At 44.4% G+C, this 20,980-nt stretch carries 19 protein-coding genes; 16 read left to right on the top strand and 3 right to left on the bottom strand.

The window, feature by feature from the left end; translation table 11 throughout:
* The first annotated feature begins 238 nt into the window (after positions 1-238).
* The 3 genes from ACLD72_RS15630 (at position 239) to ACLD72_RS15640 (ending at position 2,853) form a co-directional block, all read left to right on the top strand.
* A complete protein-coding gene (locus tag ACLD72_RS15630) occupies positions 239-1,120 on the top strand; it encodes an alpha/beta hydrolase family protein (protein ID WP_410996676.1) in 882 nt (293 codons plus the stop codon).
* A gap of 66 nt (positions 1,121-1,186) precedes the next feature.
* Positions 1,187-2,137 (top strand): ABC transporter ATP-binding protein, encoded by a 951-nt coding sequence (locus ACLD72_RS15635; RefSeq protein ID WP_410996677.1) that lies wholly within the window; start codon positions 1,187-1,189, stop codon positions 2,135-2,137.
* Complete coding sequence (locus ACLD72_RS15640) at positions 2,137-2,853, top strand: ABC transporter permease (RefSeq protein WP_410996678.1); 717 nt, start codon at positions 2,137-2,139, stop codon at positions 2,851-2,853. Before ACLD72_RS15635 ends, ACLD72_RS15640 begins: the two co-directional genes overlap by 1 nt.
* Positions 2,854-3,628: 775 nt before the next feature.
* Here ACLD72_RS15640 and ACLD72_RS15645 read toward each other — a convergent pair.
* Positions 3,629-4,048 (bottom strand): GNAT family N-acetyltransferase, encoded by a 420-nt coding sequence (locus ACLD72_RS15645; protein WP_410996679.1) that lies wholly within the window; start codon positions 4,046-4,048, stop codon positions 3,629-3,631.
* A 205-nt stretch (positions 4,049-4,253) separates the two neighbouring features.
* On the opposite strand from ACLD72_RS15645, the gene ACLD72_RS15650 reads away from it, so the two are divergent.
* From ACLD72_RS15650 to ACLD72_RS15660, 3 genes are all read left to right on the top strand, one after another.
* Positions 4,254-4,790, top strand: a complete 537-nt coding sequence (locus ACLD72_RS15650) for a PadR family transcriptional regulator (protein ID WP_410996680.1) — start codon at positions 4,254-4,256, stop codon at positions 4,788-4,790.
* Positions 4,791-4,871: 81 nt separating this feature from the next.
* Positions 4,872-5,453, top strand: a complete 582-nt coding sequence (locus tag ACLD72_RS15655; protein ID WP_410996681.1) for an MFS transporter — start codon at positions 4,872-4,874, stop codon at positions 5,451-5,453.
* A gap of 163 nt (positions 5,454-5,616) precedes the next feature.
* On the top strand, positions 5,617-6,669 hold the full coding sequence (locus tag ACLD72_RS15660) for an acyltransferase family protein (protein ID WP_410996682.1): 1,053 nt from the start codon (positions 5,617-5,619) through the stop codon (positions 6,667-6,669).
* Positions 6,670-6,789: 120 nt separating this feature from the next.
* Here ACLD72_RS15660 and ACLD72_RS15665 read toward each other — a convergent pair whose 3' ends face one another.
* A complete protein-coding gene (locus tag ACLD72_RS15665) occupies positions 6,790-7,167 on the bottom strand; it encodes a MerR family transcriptional regulator (protein ID WP_120460041.1) in 378 nt (125 codons plus the stop codon).
* Between the two features lie 179 nt (positions 7,168-7,346).
* Between ACLD72_RS15665 and ACLD72_RS15670 the strand changes: the two genes are divergently transcribed.
* From ACLD72_RS15670 to ACLD72_RS15705, 8 genes are all read left to right on the top strand, one after another.
* On the top strand, positions 7,347-8,192 hold the full coding sequence (locus ACLD72_RS15670) for an SDR family oxidoreductase (protein WP_410996683.1): 846 nt from the start codon (positions 7,347-7,349) through the stop codon (positions 8,190-8,192).
* Positions 8,193-8,198: 6 nt separating this feature from the next.
* A complete protein-coding gene (locus tag ACLD72_RS15675; RefSeq protein ID WP_410996684.1) occupies positions 8,199-9,149 on the top strand; it encodes an alpha/beta hydrolase in 951 nt (316 codons plus the stop codon).
* Positions 9,150-9,536: 387 nt separating this feature from the next.
* Positions 9,537-10,436 carry an SDR family oxidoreductase gene (locus ACLD72_RS15680; RefSeq protein ID WP_410996685.1) on the top strand — a complete coding sequence of 300 codons (900 nt, stop codon included), beginning with the start codon at positions 9,537-9,539 and terminating at the stop codon, positions 10,434-10,436.
* A 300-nt stretch (positions 10,437-10,736) separates the two neighbouring features.
* Entirely contained in the window at positions 10,737-11,372 is a 636-nt protein-coding gene (locus tag ACLD72_RS15685; protein WP_251590893.1) for a glycoside hydrolase family 11 protein, read from the top strand.
* Between the two features lie 124 nt (positions 11,373-11,496).
* Positions 11,497-12,342 (top strand): formylglycine-generating enzyme family protein, encoded by an 846-nt coding sequence (locus ACLD72_RS15690; protein WP_410996686.1) that lies wholly within the window; start codon positions 11,497-11,499, stop codon positions 12,340-12,342.
* A gap of 222 nt (positions 12,343-12,564) precedes the next feature.
* On the top strand, positions 12,565-15,027 hold the full coding sequence (locus ACLD72_RS15695; protein WP_410996687.1) for a GH39 family glycosyl hydrolase: 2,463 nt from the start codon (positions 12,565-12,567) through the stop codon (positions 15,025-15,027).
* A gap of 222 nt (positions 15,028-15,249) precedes the next feature.
* Complete coding sequence (locus tag ACLD72_RS15700; protein ID WP_410996688.1) at positions 15,250-17,295, top strand: beta-glucosidase family protein; 2,046 nt, start codon at positions 15,250-15,252, stop codon at positions 17,293-17,295.
* Between the two features lie 37 nt (positions 17,296-17,332).
* Positions 17,333-18,691 (top strand): glycoside-pentoside-hexuronide (GPH):cation symporter, encoded by a 1,359-nt coding sequence (locus ACLD72_RS15705; protein WP_410996689.1) that lies wholly within the window; start codon positions 17,333-17,335, stop codon positions 18,689-18,691.
* A gap of 64 nt (positions 18,692-18,755) precedes the next feature.
* Here ACLD72_RS15705 and ACLD72_RS15710 read toward each other — a convergent pair whose 3' ends face one another.
* The gene (locus ACLD72_RS15710) at positions 18,756-19,274 is read right to left on the bottom strand and encodes a hypothetical protein (RefSeq protein ID WP_458475913.1); all 519 of its coding nucleotides are present in this window, start codon (positions 19,272-19,274) and stop codon (positions 18,756-18,758) included.
* Between the two features lie 292 nt (positions 19,275-19,566).
* Between ACLD72_RS15710 and ACLD72_RS15715 the strand changes: the two genes are divergently transcribed.
* Positions 19,567-19,950, top strand: a complete 384-nt coding sequence (locus ACLD72_RS15715) for a DoxX family protein (RefSeq protein WP_410996691.1) — start codon at positions 19,567-19,569, stop codon at positions 19,948-19,950.
* 190 nt (positions 19,951-20,140) lie between these two features.
* Entirely contained in the window at positions 20,141-20,878 is a 738-nt protein-coding gene (locus ACLD72_RS15720; protein ID WP_410996692.1) for a Fic family protein, read from the top strand.
* Positions 20,879-20,980 lie beyond the last annotated feature (102 nt).

The following is a 20,980-nucleotide window of genomic DNA, read 5'->3' on the forward strand; positions in this document are numbered from 1 at the left end:
TCGTGATCAAAAGCGGACTTTTTAAACAACCTCTATAACAAAGTTAAAGGCCGCTGCCAGCTGTGAGCACTAAGGTAGTGGCCATTTTTATTTTTCAGTGCTTTATAATTTTTTATATTATCTTTACAAACATTTATTTTCCTTTTAGGGAAGCTTTATCTTTGTGTCGTAAAACTTACTTGTAGTCATTTTCGCGGCGCCGCCATAATCGCTAGAACTAGAAGAGGAGGATATTGCAATGTCAATCGAATTCAGCCGTTGGCCCAATAACTACGGGATGTCGTACCAAGTCACCAAAGCTCTGGGTATGGCAAGCCTCGGTGCTACGGACGTTACCGAGATCTACGAAGCCTGCAAAAAAATCGACCCAAATGATGGGGGCACGTGGCACAGGGAATGGCTCATAACCGCTCAAGCCCTAGAAAGGCACGGCAAGGAGGCCGAAGCGGTTGGAAACTGGTATACAGCGCGAAACTGCTATATTCGCTCCTGCAATTACTACCGAATTTCGGAATATGTGGTGATGGATGATGACACCGAGAAAATCCGTCTATTTAGGAAGGTAAATGAACTCTTCGAAGCCGCCGGAAAGTACTTCGATGTCCCCCCTGAGAAGATCCAAGTCGATTACGAGAATGTTAAGCTCGATGGGTACTTCTTCTCCCCTCCCTGGATAAAAGGTCCGAAGCCGACAATTTTTGCTCTCAACGGTGGCGATGAGTGGTCAATTGAGAACTATTTCTGGCTAGGTCCCGCCGTTATTGCGTGTGGATACAACTTTTTGGTCTACGACCAGCCTGGGACCGGCCTCTCACTGTATGAAAAGGGAAAGGCGAGGCGAGCTGATAGCGAGGCTTTCCATTCACGAGCGATCGACTTTCTTCTGACACGGCCGGAAGTCGATCCGGATAAGATTATTGTGCACGGGGAGAGCTTCGCGGCATACGATTCTCTGCGATTCGCTTCGTTCGACCACAGGATTGCTGCCGTCATCTCCGACGGCGGCACGCACGCGTTCGACTGGGATGCAATGCTTAAATGGATGCCGCACGAGGTAGTGCTGAATTGGCTCTGCTCGATTGGGCTTGGGCCGGCCGCACCTCGCCCAAGTGATCGCTAGAAGATTTCTGATTGAGCTTGTTCAGGAGTTTCATACTTAGAGCCCATGAGGGAGGAGTTGAAGACTATGAGTATTTTCTCAAAGCAAACAATCAGTGGAACAGCCGCAATACAAATTGAGAGATTGCACAAAAAATTTGGCGAATATACAGCATTGAACAATCTTTCGCTGGAAGTGAACCGAGGAGAGATATTTGGATTTCTAGGGCTGAATGGCGCTGGAAAGACAACGACCATAAAGACACTCCTAGCGATGCTCAAGCCAACCTCCGGCAAGCTCTATATGTTAGGCGAAAAGGTTGATGCCGGAAACTATAAATTATGGGATAAGGTTGGGTATTTGGAGGAAGCTACGTTTTATCCTGATTTAACCGTAGTTGAAAATCTTGACATAGCACGACGTATGCAAGGAGTACCTGACAAAGAATCCGTTAATCGGGTTATCCGTAAGTTGGGGCTTGAGCCGCACAAAAAGAAAAAGGCGAAGAATCTTTCTTTAGGAAACAAACAGCGCCTGGGACTTGCGAAAGCTATGATACACAATCCGGAAATCATAATACTGGATGAACCGATAAATGGTCTTGATCCGGCAGGAGTTGTTGAGATACGGAATATGTTGTATGACTTAGCGAAAAATTCCGGCGTAACTATTTTTATATCCAGCCATCTGTTAGAAGAACTCTCAAAAGTTGCCACACGCATTGGGATTATTCACAATGGTCAACTTATGAAGGAAATAGCAATGGATAGGCTGGAACAATCGTTACAGAAAAACTTGGTGGTGAATGGCCGCGACAAAAATGCTTTAAAGAATGTGCTTAAAGAGCATGGATATGAATTTGAGGAAACAATGGACGGTTATATCAAACTAACCGATGACCACGCAGCAGATCGTCCTGAACGGCTAGCCGAACTGCTGGTTAAATCTAATCAACCGCCAACACTGCTTCGAGTGATTACGGAAGATTTGGAAGGTTACTTTCTTCGTACAATTGGTATGGCGCGGGGGAATATTTAATGAATATTTTTTCTGTTTTACATTGTGAGATTCGTAAGATTATCCGCGCTAATGTGTTTTGGTTGGTGTTTCTTGTTTTTGCCTTTGGGCCAATCATGATGGGAATCGGAATTATCTTATCCAGTGACACCGGTAGCATCAATTGGCAAATGTATTTAACAGATTTGCTTAATAATCTTGCCCCACTGGGACTGATCGGATACACATTTATCGCCGCATGGGTATTTGGGCGAGAGTTTACAGATAAAACAATTAAGGATTTGCTTGCAAAGCCCGTATCAAGATCAAATATTGTACTGTCCAAATTGCTGGTAATTTTAGCGTGGAGCATATTACTTTCCATCTATATGTTTGCCACGGCTCTTGCCGTTGGAGGTATTCTAGGGGTTACGGGCTGGTCAGTTTCTCTTATTTGGAATATTTTTTCAAAATTTATTATAACATCGCTATTGTTTATTATTGTTACCACACCAGGTGCTTTTCTGGCAAATGTTAGCAGGGGGTACTTAGCCCCATTAGGACTCATCCTGGTAATCGTTATTCTCTCAAATGTTTTAGCCTCTTTTGGGTTTGCCCCCTATTTTCCGTGGACAATCCCGTCGATATTTCAAAGCATCGGGTTCTTAAATTTGAGTAGTATAATTATTCTTGGCTTTACGGGAATAGCCGGAATAGTTGGAATATTTGCTTGGTGGAGATTTGCCGAGCAACAATAAACGTATGAAGGGAAAAAACAAAAACCATATCAGTACTGTTGACCCAAAATTCGGATTCTGTTATGTTTGCGGACATCATTACCGCTACTATCCGGGCAATGATTTATTATCCATGAGGGTATGAAACTAATACAATAAAGAATCTGATCTAAAAACGATAGATTTTCCGCCAAGGCCCCTCCAGGTTTAATCGGCATCATTTTTGTACACTCGAGGCACGTTGAGAGTGTCGCGATATTGGTACGTCAGTGATACAGTCTGATAAAACCGCTATGTAAAAGGAATTTTGAGTTGTTGAAGCTTTCGTAAATCGAATATTACAGTGTTTGAATTGGTGTATTGATGTTAAATTGATGTAAAAAATCTAAATAAGAGCCAACAAATGGCGATGATTCGACATAAAAGATGACGCCCGGATTCGTTTAGCCGAGCGTCTTTTTGTCCTGTTTGTCTTTGCGTGGAGCAAATAGCTGATCCAGTTTATCGGCGGCTGCCTGGTCCGCAGATCGGAGGGCATGTCCGTAGATCGTCATTTCCCGCAACCTCCATAACCTGAATACCTAGCCGCATGTTTTATCGCTTCGTAGCATTACTTTTCTATTCTTATAGATTCAAATTGGAATGATATCCGGACAAATTCGAGCCATGTTAACACCATTTGTTCGTTCCAAATCGGGTTTGAACCATTTTCCTAACGCAAAAAAACCTCCCGTCCATAATTCAGGATAGGAGGCAAGATTTGTTTGAAAGAGAGGGAGGCACCTATAATTTTTAGTTATTTGTATTCCATAACCCAATACTTTTCTATTGAGGGGCCTTCTTCAACGATTTTTTTCCAACCATGCTTCTCATAAAATTTCATTGCTTTATGATTGGCAGAGACACACTTTAATCTAACGGGTCTACCCAGATTTGTCAGAGCGGTATGAAGCAATTGTTCGCCAACTCCTCTGCCGAAGAAATCAGGATGCACAAATAAATTATGAATGAAATTTTCCGGCAAATACAGCGAAGCAAAACCAAGAATGTGCGAATCTTCCTCCGCTATAATGATAAGTTCCTCTACCGTATCCCTATCAAAGTCTTCCAAATTCATTTCCTCAGTCTTTGCCCAATGAAAACTTCCGCGGCGGGATTCCAGATAGATTTGCCTTATTTCGGGAAAGTCAATCTCACTTGCTGCCCTAATATTCATACATCACGCTCTTTTCCACTTGGGTTTCTGATTTTGTTCCGATGGAATGGGGACGCGAGCAAATCGTGTTCCCAATCTAGAGCAATTGTACCATCCTAAGAAGGTCGGAGCAATTCCATTTACTAAACAAAATACCAATTAAATTGACAAAACCATTCACATACTATACTGTATAGTAGTATAAAGGATATGGAGGATGGGATGCTTGTCTTCAATTAATTTAGTCATTTTGGGGTCTTTGCTTAATGGAGAGAAAAGTGCTTATGAGATGGTCAGAGAGTTTGAGAACTGGAACATCGGTCATTGGGTTAAAATAAGTAATCCATCCATATACAAGAATATTATAAAGCTCCATAAGAGCGGGTATTTAAACGCAAGAACGGTTAAAGAAGGCGAAATGCCGGAAAAAACCATGTATGAAATTAATGATGCCGGACGTGCCCATTTTTATGAGCTAATGGAAGAGAATGCAGCTGATTTTTCCGGTGTTTATTTTGATTTCAGTGCATTTATTGTGAATCTTTATCATATGCCGGAAGATGAGAAAAGAAAGCTTGTTGCTCATTTCAAGGCATCGATGGATGAGAAAAAAAGGATGATGGACGATGTGTATGAACAGGAAATAAAGAAGGGTAGACCGGGGCATGTGACGGAGTTGGTAGAACTATATAAAGAGATATATGGGCTGCTGCACAAATGGTCAGCGGATTTACAGAAAAAGATGGACCGCGATAACGATTGATGCGAAAGCATCAATTTTTTTAAATATATACTATAAAGTATAGTAGTATAAAATACACTGGGAAGTGAAAAGGAGGATCATATGATTCGCCAAAAAACAAATACCGCCATTTCTTTTATTGCCATTATTCTTGGATTCTTTATGGCATTGCTTGATACGACGATTGTGAATATTACACTTCCGAAAATGACGGAATACTTCCATGCGACGGTCAAGGATATGTCATGGGTGGCCAACGGGTATAACATGGCTTTTGCGGTTATGCTGATCACCGCTTCCAAACTTGCCGATCAATTTGGCAGAAAAAAATTATTTTCAGCGGGATTGTTGTTATTTACCATTTCCTCGCTTTTGGCGGGGGTATCTCAAAATGTACAAATGCTGATTGCTTTTAGAGTCCTGCAAGGATTTTCGGCAGCTTTTATCGTTCCTGTGACAGTGCCTTTGGCGGTAAACCTGTTTCCTCCTGAAAAACATGGAATGGTCGTCGGTTTATGGGGCGCTATTGCCGGGTTAGCCTCCGCCAGCGGTCCTGCTCTTGGTGGGGTTATTACTCAGATGGCCGGTTGGAGAGCCGTTTTTTTCATCAACTTGCCGATTGGGATCATTTCAATGATATTGGTTGCCAAACGAATTGAAGAGTCGTATCTCTATTTAACATAAACATGAATGCTCAGACAATTCATTCTATTGCGGCTTCCACCCCGGTAATAAATTCCGGTGCTGAGGCAGTCTATAGTTCAACTTTTAGAGACGGATGTTATTTTATCATTCCGGGTATTGTTTTTGCCGCATTCAGTGACAAGAAAAGATCAAGGAGAAACTTATGGAAAAAAAATCAAAGCAGAGATTAGGTTGGATTGATATCAGCAAAGGCAGCGGTATGCTTTTGATTATGCTGGGACATGCGCCCATTCCCGAGGAACTGAAAAAAGCGATTTACACGTTTCATGTACCGCTCTTTTTCTTGTTATCGGGGATCTTATTTTCCGTTCAGAAGTACAGCAGTTTTGGTTCATTTTTTAAACGGAAGTTTATAACTTTAGTTGTTCCTTATCTTTCGTTTTCTATATTGAATTATATTTTTTGGCTATTGGTTTATCACAATGTCGGAAATAACCCATACACTAATGGCGGCATTAATATATTAAGCCCGCTTTGGGGAACAATATTGGCTATGCGTGATTTGCCATGGACCCTGCATAACGTAGCTCTGTGGTTTTTACCGTGCTTATTTTTGAGTGAACTATTGCTTTACTTTATTGTTAAATTAACAGGCGATTCCTATAAGAAAGCAGGCATATGCTTATTGCTTTGTTCAGTACTTGGCTATTTATATTGCACATATCTCGGTGTAAAGCTGCCTTGGAGTTTTGATGCTGCTCTCACAGGGGTTGTGTTTTTGGGAGCAGGATATCTTCTGAAGGAAAAAATAAAGAAAATAGATGGCAGTATGGGGTTGTTCGTTCCGTTTCTGGTTATCAACATTGTTGCAGGTTACATAAATGGCTGGGTCAACATGTTTGAAAACCAGTATAGCACTTACCTGTTATTTTATATTTCGGCGTTTAGCGGTGTGTTTGCCATGATCTCATTAGCGAAAAAATTTGAAAGGCAACTGGAGAAAATCCGAGTGCTGACTTTTATTGGCAAGCATTCTCTCATCTATTTGTGCCTGCACCAATACATTGTGTTCCCTATTATTGGTATCATACTGGAGACCGTTCCTCTATATGCGATGGATAACACTTATGCCTTGATCATTAAAAGAATTAGCTATACCGTTTCGGCGGTGATTGTCATCATTCCTCTGGTGCTTTTAATAAATCGCTATTCTCCTTTTATGCTTGGTCAAGGGAGAGTCATTCAGAAAGTGTAAAGATTTCGCGTATATTCTACGGAAAGCCTAATAAGATCACCATGCCGCCAATGCCAATGGGAAACCAGGCTCAAACGGCATTTTTTTGTACACTTCAGCAGTGCTAACAGCTTCCATCTTTCAGGGCAGCCTGTCAAATTTGTTTTCTTGGGCATCGATTAACGCCAGCTTGTAATTGAGCTTTTCCAGCGTTTTTATCAGTCGTGCTATTTGTTCCTCCACTCTGCTTTTTTGGTTGGCCAGCATCGTTTTTCTTAAAGGAAGTGTCCGATCTCCGCTCTTGTACAGCTCAACATATTGTTTTATTTCCGCCAAAGGCAAACCTGTTGAACGAAGCGCTTGTACCATCTCTACACAATCGACGTAGTGGTCGTTGAATTTACGCACCCCGTTAGCATCCCGGTCAACCGCCGGCAATACGCCTTCCTTCTCATAAAAACGCAAAGTATACGGGTTAATGCCCGTTTTTTTCACCACTTCCTTCATCGTATAAGCCATAAGCCTTCTTCACCGCCTTTGAGTGTTAGAGTTACTCTCATCTATTTTACAATCTGAACTTGCTATCAGTCTATCATCCCCTTGTCCATAAGGGATCGAGTTTTGGATTTGACTTAGAGCGGCTTCAACCCGGTAAGCTAAGGGAGAAATAACAAAAGTGATGAAGAGGAGGATCTTCAATGAGCAAAACGGTATTGATTACCGGGAGTTCGACCGGACTAGGGAATACGGCAGCGAAGAAGTTTGCCAATGAAGGATGGAACGTGGTTGCGACGATGCGCAAGCCGGACCGGCGCCTGGCGGAGGAAAATCCCGAACGGATTTTCGTAACCGAACTTGATGTGACTGAGCCCGCCACCATCGAGGCGGCGATTGCGGCAGGGATCGCCAGATTCGGCCGGATCGACGCCGTCGTGAACAACGCCGGAGTCAGCATCCTATCGATATTTGAAGCCACACCGATGAATGTGATCCGCGGGATTTTTGAGACCAATGTCTTCGGTGTCATGAACGTCATCCAGGCGATTACCCCTTATTTTCGCGAACAAGGGGGCGGAACCATCGTCAATATCACTTCGAACGTGGGCTTTGTATCCAACCCGCTTTTGACGGTCTATGTGGCGACCAAGCATGCCGTCGAGGGGTTGTCGGAATCGCTGTCGTACGAGCTGGAATCGCAAAATATTTCCGTCAAACTTGTGGAACCCGGAGCTATGCGAACCACGAATTTCGCGTCGAACACCATGGCCGCCGCCCAAAACGTATCCATTCCACAAACGTACAAGTCTTATTTTGATCATATGATGAACTCCATGATGAACTACCCGTTTGATAGTGCGGATGAGAACCAGGTTGCGGATCAGGTTTACGCCGCCGCGTGTGATCCGTCGGATCGGCTGCGTTATCTCGCAGGTCCGGACGCGGAAGAAACGGCTAAACTGAGATGGTCTCAGTCGGAAGAAAAGTACATGGCAACCATGCGGGATCTGCTAGGGCAAACGGCGTGGCGAAACAGTCAGGGGTGACATTCAATGACGATGGAAGAAAGAGTACATCCGGAACTTAAAAATATGTTTTCCCTTTTACCGGAAGTCGTTTACACCAGGGAGAATTTAGCGGCCAAAAGGAAAGAGATGCAAGAGTTTGCTGCCGGTACGGCAGCCTCGTTGCCTGTTAATGACGCCGTTTTGACCTCGGAAAGATATGTTCCGGGCGCAGCGGGAGATCCGGATGTCCGGATCAAGATTTACGAACCAAAAGTGAAGAACAGACCGCTTCCGGGCGTTCTATATATTCACGGCGGCGGCTATATCCTCGGTTCCGCCGATATGATGGACCCTGCTTTGCAGCATCTGGTATCGGAAATCGAGTGCGTCATCGTTTCCGTGGATTATCGGCTGGCTCCGGAGCATCCTTTTCCGGCCCCGCTCGAAGATTGCTACGCCGCACTCCAATGGTTCTCCGAACACGCTGAAGAACTGGGGAGTGATTCATCCAAAATCGCGGTTGCGGGCCCCAGTGCCGGCGGCGGATTAACGGCTGCTGTTTCTCTTTTGGTAAGAGATCGAAACGGCCCTTCGATTCTGTTCCAAATGCCTCTTTATCCGATGCTTGATGATCGAATCATAACCAAGTCCAGCAATGAAATCACGGATGACAGAGTGTGGAGCAAAGCCAAAACCCAATTGGCTTGGGAAATGTATTTAGGGGAACAAGGTGAAGCATCTCCATATGCCGCTCCGGCACGCGCAGCCGATTTGTCGGGACTTCCGCCTACGTACACCTGTGTCGGTGACCTGGATCCGTTTCGCGATGAAACTATCGACTATGTACTAAGGCTAACGCAGGCTGGTGTGCCAACGGAATTTCATTTGTACCCCGGATGTTTTCATGGCTGCGAAGAATACTTTCCTTCAGCCGAGATCAGCCAGAGAGTGATTCAAGAATATCACGCGGCTTTAAAGCGTGCTTTATACAATTGATTGGTTATCCGGAAAGGGAGAATAATTCATAAAGTGCAGATATCATAGTTGAAAATTGTGATAGCCATTGTTATACTGTCTCTATCTGAAATGAACGGAGGGTTATGTGTGATAGATTCTTCCCGATAAGCAAACATTAATGCACATTGCATTAATTTGAGCTTTCTTTTAACTCTGCCTGTTAGCAGAGTAATCGGGATGAGTCTGTCCATATGCTGTCTTGTTCATTTATAAGTGTAAGTATAAAGTGTTGTCTCCATTGTTTTTCTGGGGTAGCTTCTTTATCTTTGCTGTTAACATGGACTCATATGGATATTCCTATTCGATTACGATTTGCACAGGCAGAGAATTGCCTGTGCTTTTTATTTTTCAATAGGAGGAATTTCAATGACAACACAAAAGCCCGATAAACTCACGGATAGAAATATTGGAAAAAGGCGCGTCTGGTTTATTACAGGAGCGAGCAAAGGTCTTGGTTATGCATTCACCAGTGCGGCTTTAGAAGCAGGAGATCAAGTTGTGGCTGTTGCAAGAACCATTGGTAAATTAGAAAAGCTGCAGGAGCAATACCAAGACTCGTTACTGTTTTTGCATCTCGATATAAGGGATCGGGAGGCTGTCTTTGCAACTGTTAAAGTAGCTGTAGAACATTTTGGACATCTTGATATCGTTGTGAATAACGCGGGTGTTATGACTTTAGGTATGGTCGAAGAATTGAGTGAAAGCGATGCAAGAGACCTGATGGAAACCAATTTTTTCGGTGCTCTTTGGGTCTGTCAGGCGGTATTTCCTTACCTGCGCGAACAGAGGGCAGGGCACTTGATTCAGATTTCCAGTATCGGGGGATTGATTTCTGGTCCAATGTCAGGCTTATACAGTGCAAGCAAATTTGCGCTAGAGGGATTGAGTGAAGCTTTGGCACAAGAGGCTGCCCACTTTGGGGTGAAGCTCACGATGGTGGAACCTGGCGGCTACTGGACAGATTTGTATACAGCAATGCGTTACAGCAATCCGCTGGACGCCTACGATTCCCTTAGGGAAGAATTGGTGAAACAGTATGCGGAAGGCTCGTCAGATAGCGATCCCATCTTAGCTGCTGAGGCTCTTATGAAGTTGGTGGAAAGTGAAAATCCTCCCTTAAGACTGATCTTGGGAAGTATGATCTTTGACCTCGTTAGGAACACCTATCAAGAGCGCATAAAAACATGGGAAGATTGGGAATCTGTAAGCAGATCGGCTGAAAAGGGGATTCCCGCGCCGGAAGGATATGGCGGCACACAAAAGTAGTGTCGTATCGTCCAGCCGTCCTTTAATAGGGCGGCTTTTCGCATTATGGAGACGCTGCCGAACCCGTTATGACCTCGCTTCTTCGGCAGTTTCTGTGCATTTATGTAAAAAATAGGGGGGTAACATCTTTAATTTGTGAAGTGAAATGTATGCGCTTACCTTCTATAATTTTCTAATAAAGGGGGTGGAAGTAAGATGTTCTTAGACACAGGATAAGCGGTATACCGCAAAGAGAAGCAGCCGGTAAGAAGTAGGGTAGAGGTTAAAGCGGCGATGAAAAATAGTTGAGGAGGTAAATGCATGTTTAAGTTTAAGAAGAAAATTTTGACGGTATTTACGGCAGCTTTAATGAGTTTTAGCTTGTTGGCGGCAACCTCAAATGCGGCGACAGACTATTGGCAAAATTGGACCGATGGCGGCGGGACAGTCAACGCGGTCAATGGTTCCGGCGGCAACTATAGTGTCACATGGCAAAATACCGGGAATTTTGTTGTCGGTAAAGGTTGGACTACCGGATCGCCATCCAGAACAGTAAACTACAATGCCGGTGTCTGGGCGCCGTCCGGCAATGCGTATTTGACGCTTTACGGGTGGACGAGAAACTCGCTCATCGAATATTACGTCGTGGATAGCTGGGGTACTTACAGACCTACCGGAACGTATAAAGGCACCGTGAACAGCGATGGGGGCACCTATGACATATATACGACGATGCGCTACAACGCACCTTCCATTGACGGCGTACAAACATTCCAACAATTCTGGAGCGTGCGGCAGTCGAAGAGACCAACCGGGAGCAACGTCTCTATCAATTTTGGCAACCACGTAAATGCATGGAGAAATGCAGGAATGAATCTGGGAAGCAGTTGGTCTTATCAGGTATTGGCGACGGAGGGATATCAAAGCAGCGGAAGCTCCAACGTAACGGTGTGGTAAGCGGTTAATCATTGGTATTGCTTAAGGCCGGACGGTCTCACGGCCGACGGCCTTAACTATTTCAGCAAAAGGCACTTATTTACATACTATAGGACAGCCTATGGCTTTAAAGGAGGATATAGTAGTGAGAAAGCTATTGATTTTCCTTTTAATAGCAATCATGTTTGTGGTTAGCGCTTGTTCGCAAGAAAAGACTGACAAGAATAATACCCTTGTATTCGTCAAAGGCGGAGCTTTTAAGAACACCAAGTCCAATTACTATGGCAAAGATGTAACCCTATCGGATTTTTATATCGGCAAATACGAGGTCACTCAAAAAGAGTGGGTCGAGGTCATGGGAAGCAACCCTTCACATTTCATAGGCGATAATATGCCGGTAGAAATGGTAACTTGGTATGACGCTGTTGAGTACTGTAATAAACGGAGTATAAAAGAGGGCTTAGAACCTTACTACAATATAGATAAGGATAAAAAGGACCCGAATAATCTGAGCGATTACGATCATATAAAATGGACCGTAACGATCAATGCGGGCGCTAACGGTTACCGATTGCCGACGGAAGCGGAGTGGGAATACGCCGCGGGCGGCGGCCAAATGAGCAAGAGCTACACCTACAGCGGAAGCAATAACGCGGATGAAGCAGCATGGAATTGGCGAAACGCCGGAGATCAATACTTATCCGGAGACTGGAACTGGCCCATCATAGAGAACAACAACAGTAAAACAAAAGCTGTCGGCGGCAAGAAACCCAACGAGTTGGGGCTTTACGATATGTCGGGCAATGTACGGGAATGGTGCTGGAACTGGTACGGAGACGATTTGGATACTAGTAGCGGCGGATCTTACCGGGTTGTAAAAGGCGGCGGTTGGGTTGGCGACATCCACAGCATCGAGTTGTTTTTTCGCGGCAAGTTCGAGGCGAATGGCTTTGGGGCTGATCAAGGTTTTCGGGTGAGCCGGGGGGAGTGAACGGTACTCATAAATAATAATTGATTAATTTACTAAGTATACACTAAAATAAATTATACGATGGCATGTGGAATTATGGCGAATTAAATCCAATCAAAAAACGGGGATTCACATACAAATGAGTATGTTGAATCCCTAAATTTTTATAAACTTAACGATTTTTTTGTAGACTTGGTAACAAACCGGTTGGTTATAATTATTTATTAAAGAGGGGGTGTTGATTTGAAGTATTCCGTTGTTCCGATTCCATATCTGCCGGGATGTCCGATCCATTTCATGATGAATGATACTAATTCCGAAGAGCTCCATCAACACTCAGGACTGGAAATTATCTGGCTCTTGGCCGGAAAACTGAAAGTAACGGTCGGCCAAAATGATTATGATCTGCATGAAGACGATCTGTTTTTAATTAACCATTTCGAATCCCATCGCGCCGTTCCGCAAGTTTTTAATACTCGCTTTATTCAGTTGCATGTGGACAGTCTTTATATATATAAACACAATCACGATTTTTACAGCTTGAATTATAATCTGAAATCCTTTAAAAATAGTGAAGATAATCAACATCCGTATGATGTTGTTCGTATTTTATTCAGTCAATTGATTGCCTATCCGAACAAAGGGAGTCGGGCAAAGAACAAAGATGTTCTTCGATTGCTCGGATACTTAACATCTCGTTTCAGTAAACAGCTCCCTTCGCCGGAACCGAAACATCCTGCTTCGAATAAAGATTTTAATATTGTCCAGCAAATATTGAACAGGGTCGAGCTGAATTTCAAAGGGAAAGTTACGTTAAATCAAATCGCACGGGAACAACATTATAATTCATCTTATCTGTCTGATATCTTCCGAAAAAACGTCGGGGTTACTTTTAAAGCTTATTTGGAGGAAGTTCGGATCAGGTATTCCTTGTTCTTGCTGCAAAACCAGGAAACATCCATCATGAACGTGGCCTTGTCTTCAGGCTTTAGCGATGAAAAAAGCTATTATAAAGCCATCAAAAGTAAATTTTCGTTAACCCCGCTACAGCTGCGCAAAAAAAATCAAGAGGCGAATAACGAAGGCCCGGCTTTGATCGACGCTTCCAAGGAGCAATTGATTCATCATTACGCTTCGCTTCCGATCGAATTAAAAACAATACAGGAACATACGAACCAATCCGCCATTGTCAAAGATATTCAATCGGATGGATACGAATTGAAGCAGGTGTGGAACAAAATGATGAACATTGGATCGGCCAATACGCTGTTAAATCAAAATATTCGCGATCAAATCAAAGAGATGCGGGAAGAAATCCCGATCGAATATTTACGTTTTGAAGGCGTATTCAATCAGGAATTGGACGTGATTCAGAAAGATCGAGACGGGTTAAAATTCAATTGGAAATTTATTAACAATATTCTGGATTATACACGGGAGCTTGAACTCAAACCATTTATTTGCTTAAGTTACATGCCGCTTTTATTTGCCAGCAAAAGCACCAGTTTTTTTAATTATCAGGGAAATACTTCTCCCCCCAAAGAAATGAGCCAGTGGCTATCCCTGGTTCAATCCTTTATGATGAATTGCATTAATCGTTACGGCCTTGATGCGGTTTCGGAATGGTATTTTCAAATATGGACCGAGTTTCCGGTGCAGGGTATTCATTGGAGCGGCACGCTGGAGCAGTATTTCGAATTATATAAGCAAACGGCGCTGCTCATCAAGGGAATATCTCCATTGCTCAAGGTGGGACCTGCAGCGGAAAATTTCCATACGGACGATCAACTTTCCGAGAAACTGCTCGAATTCTGTCGAAAAAATGCAGTGCCCCTTGACTTTTACAGTTGCAATATTTACCACAATCGCGTCAAATTTAAAGATTGGCTGGAACGGTCCCAAACAAGTCCCGTTGATATTAAGGTAATTCCGTTTCAATATGAAGCCAAAAACCATACCAAGCATTTGCTGGAAAAGATGCATCGCATGCTGAAAGCTCACGATCAGGAGGATATTGAATTCATCGTAACACGCTGGAACTTTAGCTGGGATGTTACGAACTTTCTTCATGATACGGCCTTTATGGCCACTTTTATTATCGATAATATGCTTGATCCGTCGGCGGCACATGCCAAGGCCATCGGTTTTTTATCGGCTTCCGATATTCTCTATGAATGGGATATTAAAAGCAATCCCTTTTTTGGGGGGACAGGATTGGTTAATACGGAAGGGATAAAGAAATCCGCATACTATGCCTTTGTATTTTTATCTAAGTTAGGAAACACCGTGTTTGCCAAAGGCAAAAATTATATCATGACTAAACAAGGCGACAATATCCAAATTTTGGTCTATAATCACACCTATCCTGACCAATTGTTTATGAAGGGAGATCAAGCGGAGCAACATTCTTATGATATTTTTGAGGAATCCAATGATTTACTATTAAATATTCGCCTTCAAAATATATACGGAACCTATAAATGCAAACAATACAGCCTTAACCGAAAACATGGCTCCGCTTATGACGAATGGATTCGCATGGGCGAATATGCTGATCTGAATCATGAAGAGACGGATTACTTGAAAAATATATCCAGACCCTCTCTGCAATTAAAGCAGCTTACCTTAACAGGCGATTTTCATCTTACTTTGCATGTTCCGGTTCACGGGATCGAATGCATCATTTTAAATAAGTTCTACAAGTAAGAGTTGAAAAACGACTTTCCTGAAAGCAAACCAAGGAAATCCCCACTTTATTTGGGGGTAATTCTTTGGTTTTTTATTTTTTCTTACGATATCCGCTGTACTTGTGCTTATCTTCCTATCACTTGGCCAAGAAATCGGAAGGAATCACGGACTGATCTGCCTTAAAATTTGTTTGAAAGCGGTTTTATAGAGATTTGACAAACAGATTGGAGGAGATATTGGATGAAGGCCAATAAACAGGTTCGCTTATCTTATACCGCGAAGGCGAAGGAAATCGTCAGCCAAATGAGTTTGGAAGAAAAAGTATATCTCATGAGCGGAAGAGTCTCCATGGAAGAGATGCTGGAAGATTTTAAGGTTAGACATTACAACTGGAGACCTTATCCCGCCGGCGGAAATGACCGCTTGGGGGTGCCGGAAATGAAATTTGTCGACGGCCCGCGCGGAGTTGTGTCCGGCAACAGCACCTGTTTTCCGGTTTCCATGGCAAGAGGCGCTGCCTTTGACCCGGAACTTGAAGAGCGCGTTGGGCATGCGATAGGCAAAGAAGTTCGCGCGCAAGGCGGCAATTTTTTCGGCGGCGTTTGCATTAATCTCCCGTATAACCCGGGTTGGGGCAGAAGCCAGGAAGTATACGGCGAGGAATCGTTCCACTTGGGCGTCATGGGTTCTTCTTTGGTAAAAGGCGTTCAGGAAGAAAATGTAATCGCTTGCGTGAAGCATTATGCTTTCAATAGCATGGAATGGGCTCGGTTTAAGGTGAGCGTCATCGCCGATAAACGAACGGAACGCGAGGTCTTTTTACCGCACTTTAAGGATTGTGTTGATGCGGGTGCCGGCAGTGTCATGAGTGCTTATAACTTGTACCACGGCATTCATTGCGGGCATCATGATTATTTGTTAAACCGGGTTTTGAAGGATGAATGGGATTTTGACGGATTTGTGGTCAGTGATTTTGCCTGGGGCATCAAAGATACGGTCGAAGCGGCAAATGGCGGCATGGATGTTGAAATGTGCCATACGAAATTTTTTGGCGACAAGCTGGTTGAAGCCGTAAGAAACAGTCAAGTCAGTGAAGATAAAATCGATGAGTCGGCAGTAAGAATTGTCCGTACATTACTGGCATTTACGGAAGCGGACAAGGATACGTACGGCAAAGACCTGATCGCAAGCAAAGAGCATATCGCATTGGCGCTGGAAGCGGCCGAGAAGTCCATGACCTTGATGAAAAACGATCACCATGTCCTGCCGTTCTCCAAAACGGAGACAAAACGTATCGCGGTCATTGGCGGACTCGGCAGCAAAGGAAATATTGGCGATCATGGTTCAAGCCGTGTGTTTCCGCCATACGTTGTTACGCCGCTCCAGGGGATCAAACTTTTACTTCCAAATGCCGAGGTGATCTTCGATAACGGAGCAGACCTGGAGCAGGCGAAGCAATTGGCGAAATCCGTTGATGCTGTTGTCTTTGTCGTAGGATATGACCACGATGATGAAGGGGAATCCGTCACGAACGAAGATGCCGATTTGAAGGCGGGCGGGGACCGTAAAAACAGTCTTGGTTTGCATACGAAGGATATCGCACTGATCAACGCGGTTGGACCCGTTAACCCAAACTCCGTTGCGGTATTGATCGGCGGCAATATGATCATGATTGAAGAATGGAAGCGGTCGGTTTCCTCCATCCTGATGGCCTATTATCCCGGAATGGAAGGCGGCACCGCCATAGCCAAAACGTTGTTCGGGGACGTCAACCCGGGCGGTAAACTGCCTTTTGTGGTGCCGACGAGCGAAAGCCACCTTCCCCAAGTGGATTGGGATGCAACCGAGATCAAATATGACTATTATCACGGGTATGCCAAATTGGAGAAAGAAGGCATCGAGCCTTCCTTGCCATACGGATTTGGTTTATCTTACACCAGCTTTGCAATTTCCAATGCCTCCTTCAAAGTAGCGGATGATCAAATCATCGCAGCTTGCGAGGTTGAAAATACAGGGGACGTAACGGGCGACGAAGTCGTGCAACTGTATGTCGGTTTCGCCAACTCCAAGATAGATCGGCCTGTTAAAGTTTTGCGCGGGTTTAAGCGGATTACGCTGAAGCCGGGTCAAAAAGCGAAGGTTGAACTCGCCTGCCCGGTTGAAAAAATCAAGTGGTTTAATCCTGCCGCAAACCGGTGGGAGCTTGAAGAGATGGTCTATGAAGTGTACATCGGAACCAGCAGCGCGGAGAAGGATTTAATCAAGGGAAGCATTAACTTACACTAGTTTCTCCTTGAAAACGTTCCCATCAGGAGGGTGCACAATGGCTACAAGAGAAGAGTCGAATCAAAAGTTGTCTTTATTGGAAAAAGTAAGCTACGGTTTGGGGGACACGGCTTCAAACTTGATTTATGCGGTGGTTACCACTTATTTAACTTTCTATTTTACGGATGTCTATGGCATAGGCGCTGCCGCCGTAGGTACGCTATTGCTGGTTGCAAGACTTGTGGATATGCTGGACAGTCCCATTTTCGGCATCTTTATCGACAAGACGCATACCAGGTGGGGGAAATCAAGACCGTGGATTTTATGGTCCTGTTTTCCGTTCACTATCGTGACGATCCTGTTGTTTATGGGACCTGAGTTAAGCGCGTCCGGGAAGCTGGCGTATGCCTACATTTTCTATATTGCTTCCAACATCCTGTATACCGCCGTTAACAATCCGTTAACCACCTTGCTTCCGAGCTTGTCCAGCGATGTTCAGGAACGAACGGTAGCTAACTCCTTTCGGATGTTTGGCGGGCAACTGGGCGGATTGCTTGTCAATCTGACGTTATTGCCGCTTGTCGCGTTTTTCGGGAATGGGGATCAGCAAAAAGGCTTCTTCCATACGATGATTCTTTTTGGCGCGGTGGGGCTTGTGATGTTCCTGATCACGTTTTTCAATACGAAAGAACGGGTTCAGGATCGATCCGGGGGCAAATCATTGCCTGTAAGAGAGAGCGTCAAAGCGATTAAAGGCAATATGCCCTGGGTTGCCGGGGTTTTAGTAGGCGTCGTATTTTTTATCTTGTACGTGGTGAAATTGTCGTCGGGCATTTATTACATTACCTACAATCTTAATCAGCCCGACCTTGTCACTACGGCCAATACGCTCGGCTCATTGACACTGGTGGGAATTATCTGTGTGCCGTTCTTATCCAAGAAGTTTAGTAAAAAAACGTTGATGATCGTCGGAATGGCCATCAGCATGTTCGGTCAGTTGATTATTTATCTTGGTGGTAATAGTACGGCCATGGTGCTTACGGGTATAGTCATTGGCGCCGTTGGTCTAGGCTTGCCGGTCGGGTTATTGTTTGCACTCATTGCCGATACGGTTGACTATGGCGAATGGAAATCGGGCGTCCGCGCGCAAGGCTTGCTTGCTTCTACCGCTTCCGGGATCGCGATTAAATTAGGCTCCGGTCTTGGCGGAGCGATTCCGGCTTGGTTGCTTGCGGCAGGGGGATATGTTGCGAATCAAACTCAGACGCCATCCGCACTTCATATGATAGAAATCAGCTTTATTTGGCTGCCGATCCTTTTATGTATATTGTCGATTCTCATCTTGGTTTTTCTGTACCGGTGGGAGAAACCGCATCATGAGATTATTGCGGAATTGGAGGCGAGAAGAGTTCAATAAAATCGTAAAATCGCGCCTCGAACGCAAACGAGCTCTCTTTCCCGGCGAAAGAGAGCTTTCTTTTTCACCAATCCACCTGCTTGTAATCCTCTAGAAATACTCCGGTCCAAGGGCGCTCGGCATCTTTGCCTTCATAAATTGGGTCGCAGATTCTGGCTGCGGCATCCTCAAAGTCCAGAGGCAATTCGATTACCTTGCGGGCCTTCGTCTGCTCCGGGAACTGGTTCGATACCCATCCAGGATCCACGCTGGTAATGAAGATGCGCTCCTTTTTATATTCCTTGGACTGGGTTAGAGTCATCATATTCAGCGAGGCCTTCGCCATGTTGGTGTGAACGTGGTAGCCCCCTTTTCTTTTCATTTGAAAGCGGCCTTCCGCCGCAGACACATTTACGATAAAACGGTTAGGATTCGGGCTTTGCGTCATGGCATTTTTCAGTTTGGTATTGATTAAAAAGGGCGCGGTCACGTTGATTAATTGCACTTCGAGCATCTCGACCACGGAAATTTGCTGGGACTCCGCCGTCCATGAATTTTGCAGCTGCGAAGAGGAAGCAAGCAAGCTTAGTTCCGGATTCAGCAATTGCAGATACGGAGAATCAGCTGGGTTTAATGAGAACACCTTCCCGCTAAGAAGGAGATGGAGGTTCACTCCTCCTCACCCGTTAACTAGTTGAATTGGAGCAGCTCTTCATTCGTTTTTGTACGAGTGGAGGGCTTTTTTTGTTGTTTTGCCAAGGCAAGCTTCTAGGTATGACTCCGGGTGATGGGGGGCATGCTGGACGCTAGCCTTAGAAAGATGGCAATCCGTAAGAAACGAAGGAGTGTCGTTCATGCTATGATACGAGTAAATTCATGATCGAGGTGGATGAACGATGAACGAAAAGATCTCCAAAGGCCGGCTCTGGACAGGGCGAATTATGAGCGGAATTGTCATTTTGTTTATGCTGTTTGATGGCATATCCAAGCTTTTCAAGCCAGCCGTCGTAGTTGAGGGCACGGTAACGCTCGGGTTTGCCGAGCATCATATCGTGACGATCGGTATACTCGCGCTTCTTCCTACCGTGTTGTATGCGATTCCGAGAACGGCTATCCTGGGGGCGGTACTGCTGACCGCATTTTATGGCGGTGTCGTTGCCACGCAAATTCGCGTGGATGCTCCCTTGTTCTCGAACACGCTGTTTGCGGTCTATTTGGCGATACTTGCCTGGGGAGGACTGTGGCTGCGAAACGATAAGGTTCGCCGCTTGTTTTGGTGATTGATTAGATATGAGTGTAACGGAGAAGTGGGAGTGTAAAGGGACGTCGGTAACCCCGGCGTTCTTTTTTTATGCGCTTTGATGTTGTATGTGGATGTCATCAGGGGAATACTTTTAATAAGGAATAAAGATAAAGAATGGAAATATGCTATATTTATATTAATAACATAAGAGGAAAGGAGCGATGCCCATGGAACATAGATTGCTTAAACTGTTACAGGAAGAAAAAGAGATGCGCTTAAAGGGAGGCCTGTACCATCAGACCCAGATTAAGCTTGCCTATAATTCCAATCGTATTGAGGGCAGCCGACTTTCCGAGGATCAGACACGGTATATTTTTGAAACCAATACTATTTATATGGAGCAGGAAGAAGCGGCAAGCGTTGATGATATCATTGAAACGGTAAATCATTTTACCTGCTTTGATTATATGCTGGACCACGCAGCGGAGGATTTATCTGAAGAAATGATCAAAGCGTTTCACCGGCTCCTGAAAAGAAATACTTCAGATGAAAAAAAAGAATGGTTCCGTGTTGGAGATTACAAAACGCGACCCAACGTAGTTGGGGATAGCGAGACGATAGCACCGGGTAAGGTTGAAGGAGAAATCAAAAAGCTGCTTGCTGCCTATCATCAGATAAAACATATTACCGCCCAGGATATAATAGAGTTTCATCATAAGTTTGAAAGCATTCATCCTTTTCAGGATGGGAACGGCCGGGTAGGCAGGATGATCATGTTCAAAGAATGCCTGAAGTATGATGTCATGCCTTTCATTATTGATCACGAGTATAAGCTTTTTTATTATCGGGGATTAAAGGAGTTTCAGATAGAAAGAGGGTATCTAATCGATACATGTTTATCGGCACAGGACCGGTATGCGGCCATGGTGGCTTATTTCTTTCCGGAATTCAAATCAAAAGAATAGCACCAAAGCGCCCTTTAAGTACTTAGTGCTGAGGGCGCTTTTTTAATTTTTTAGAGGGAGAGTACTCCAAAAAATGAAGCTTAATTTGCAAATAAATTCCAC

The organism is Paenibacillus lacisediminis, assembly GCF_046567315.2.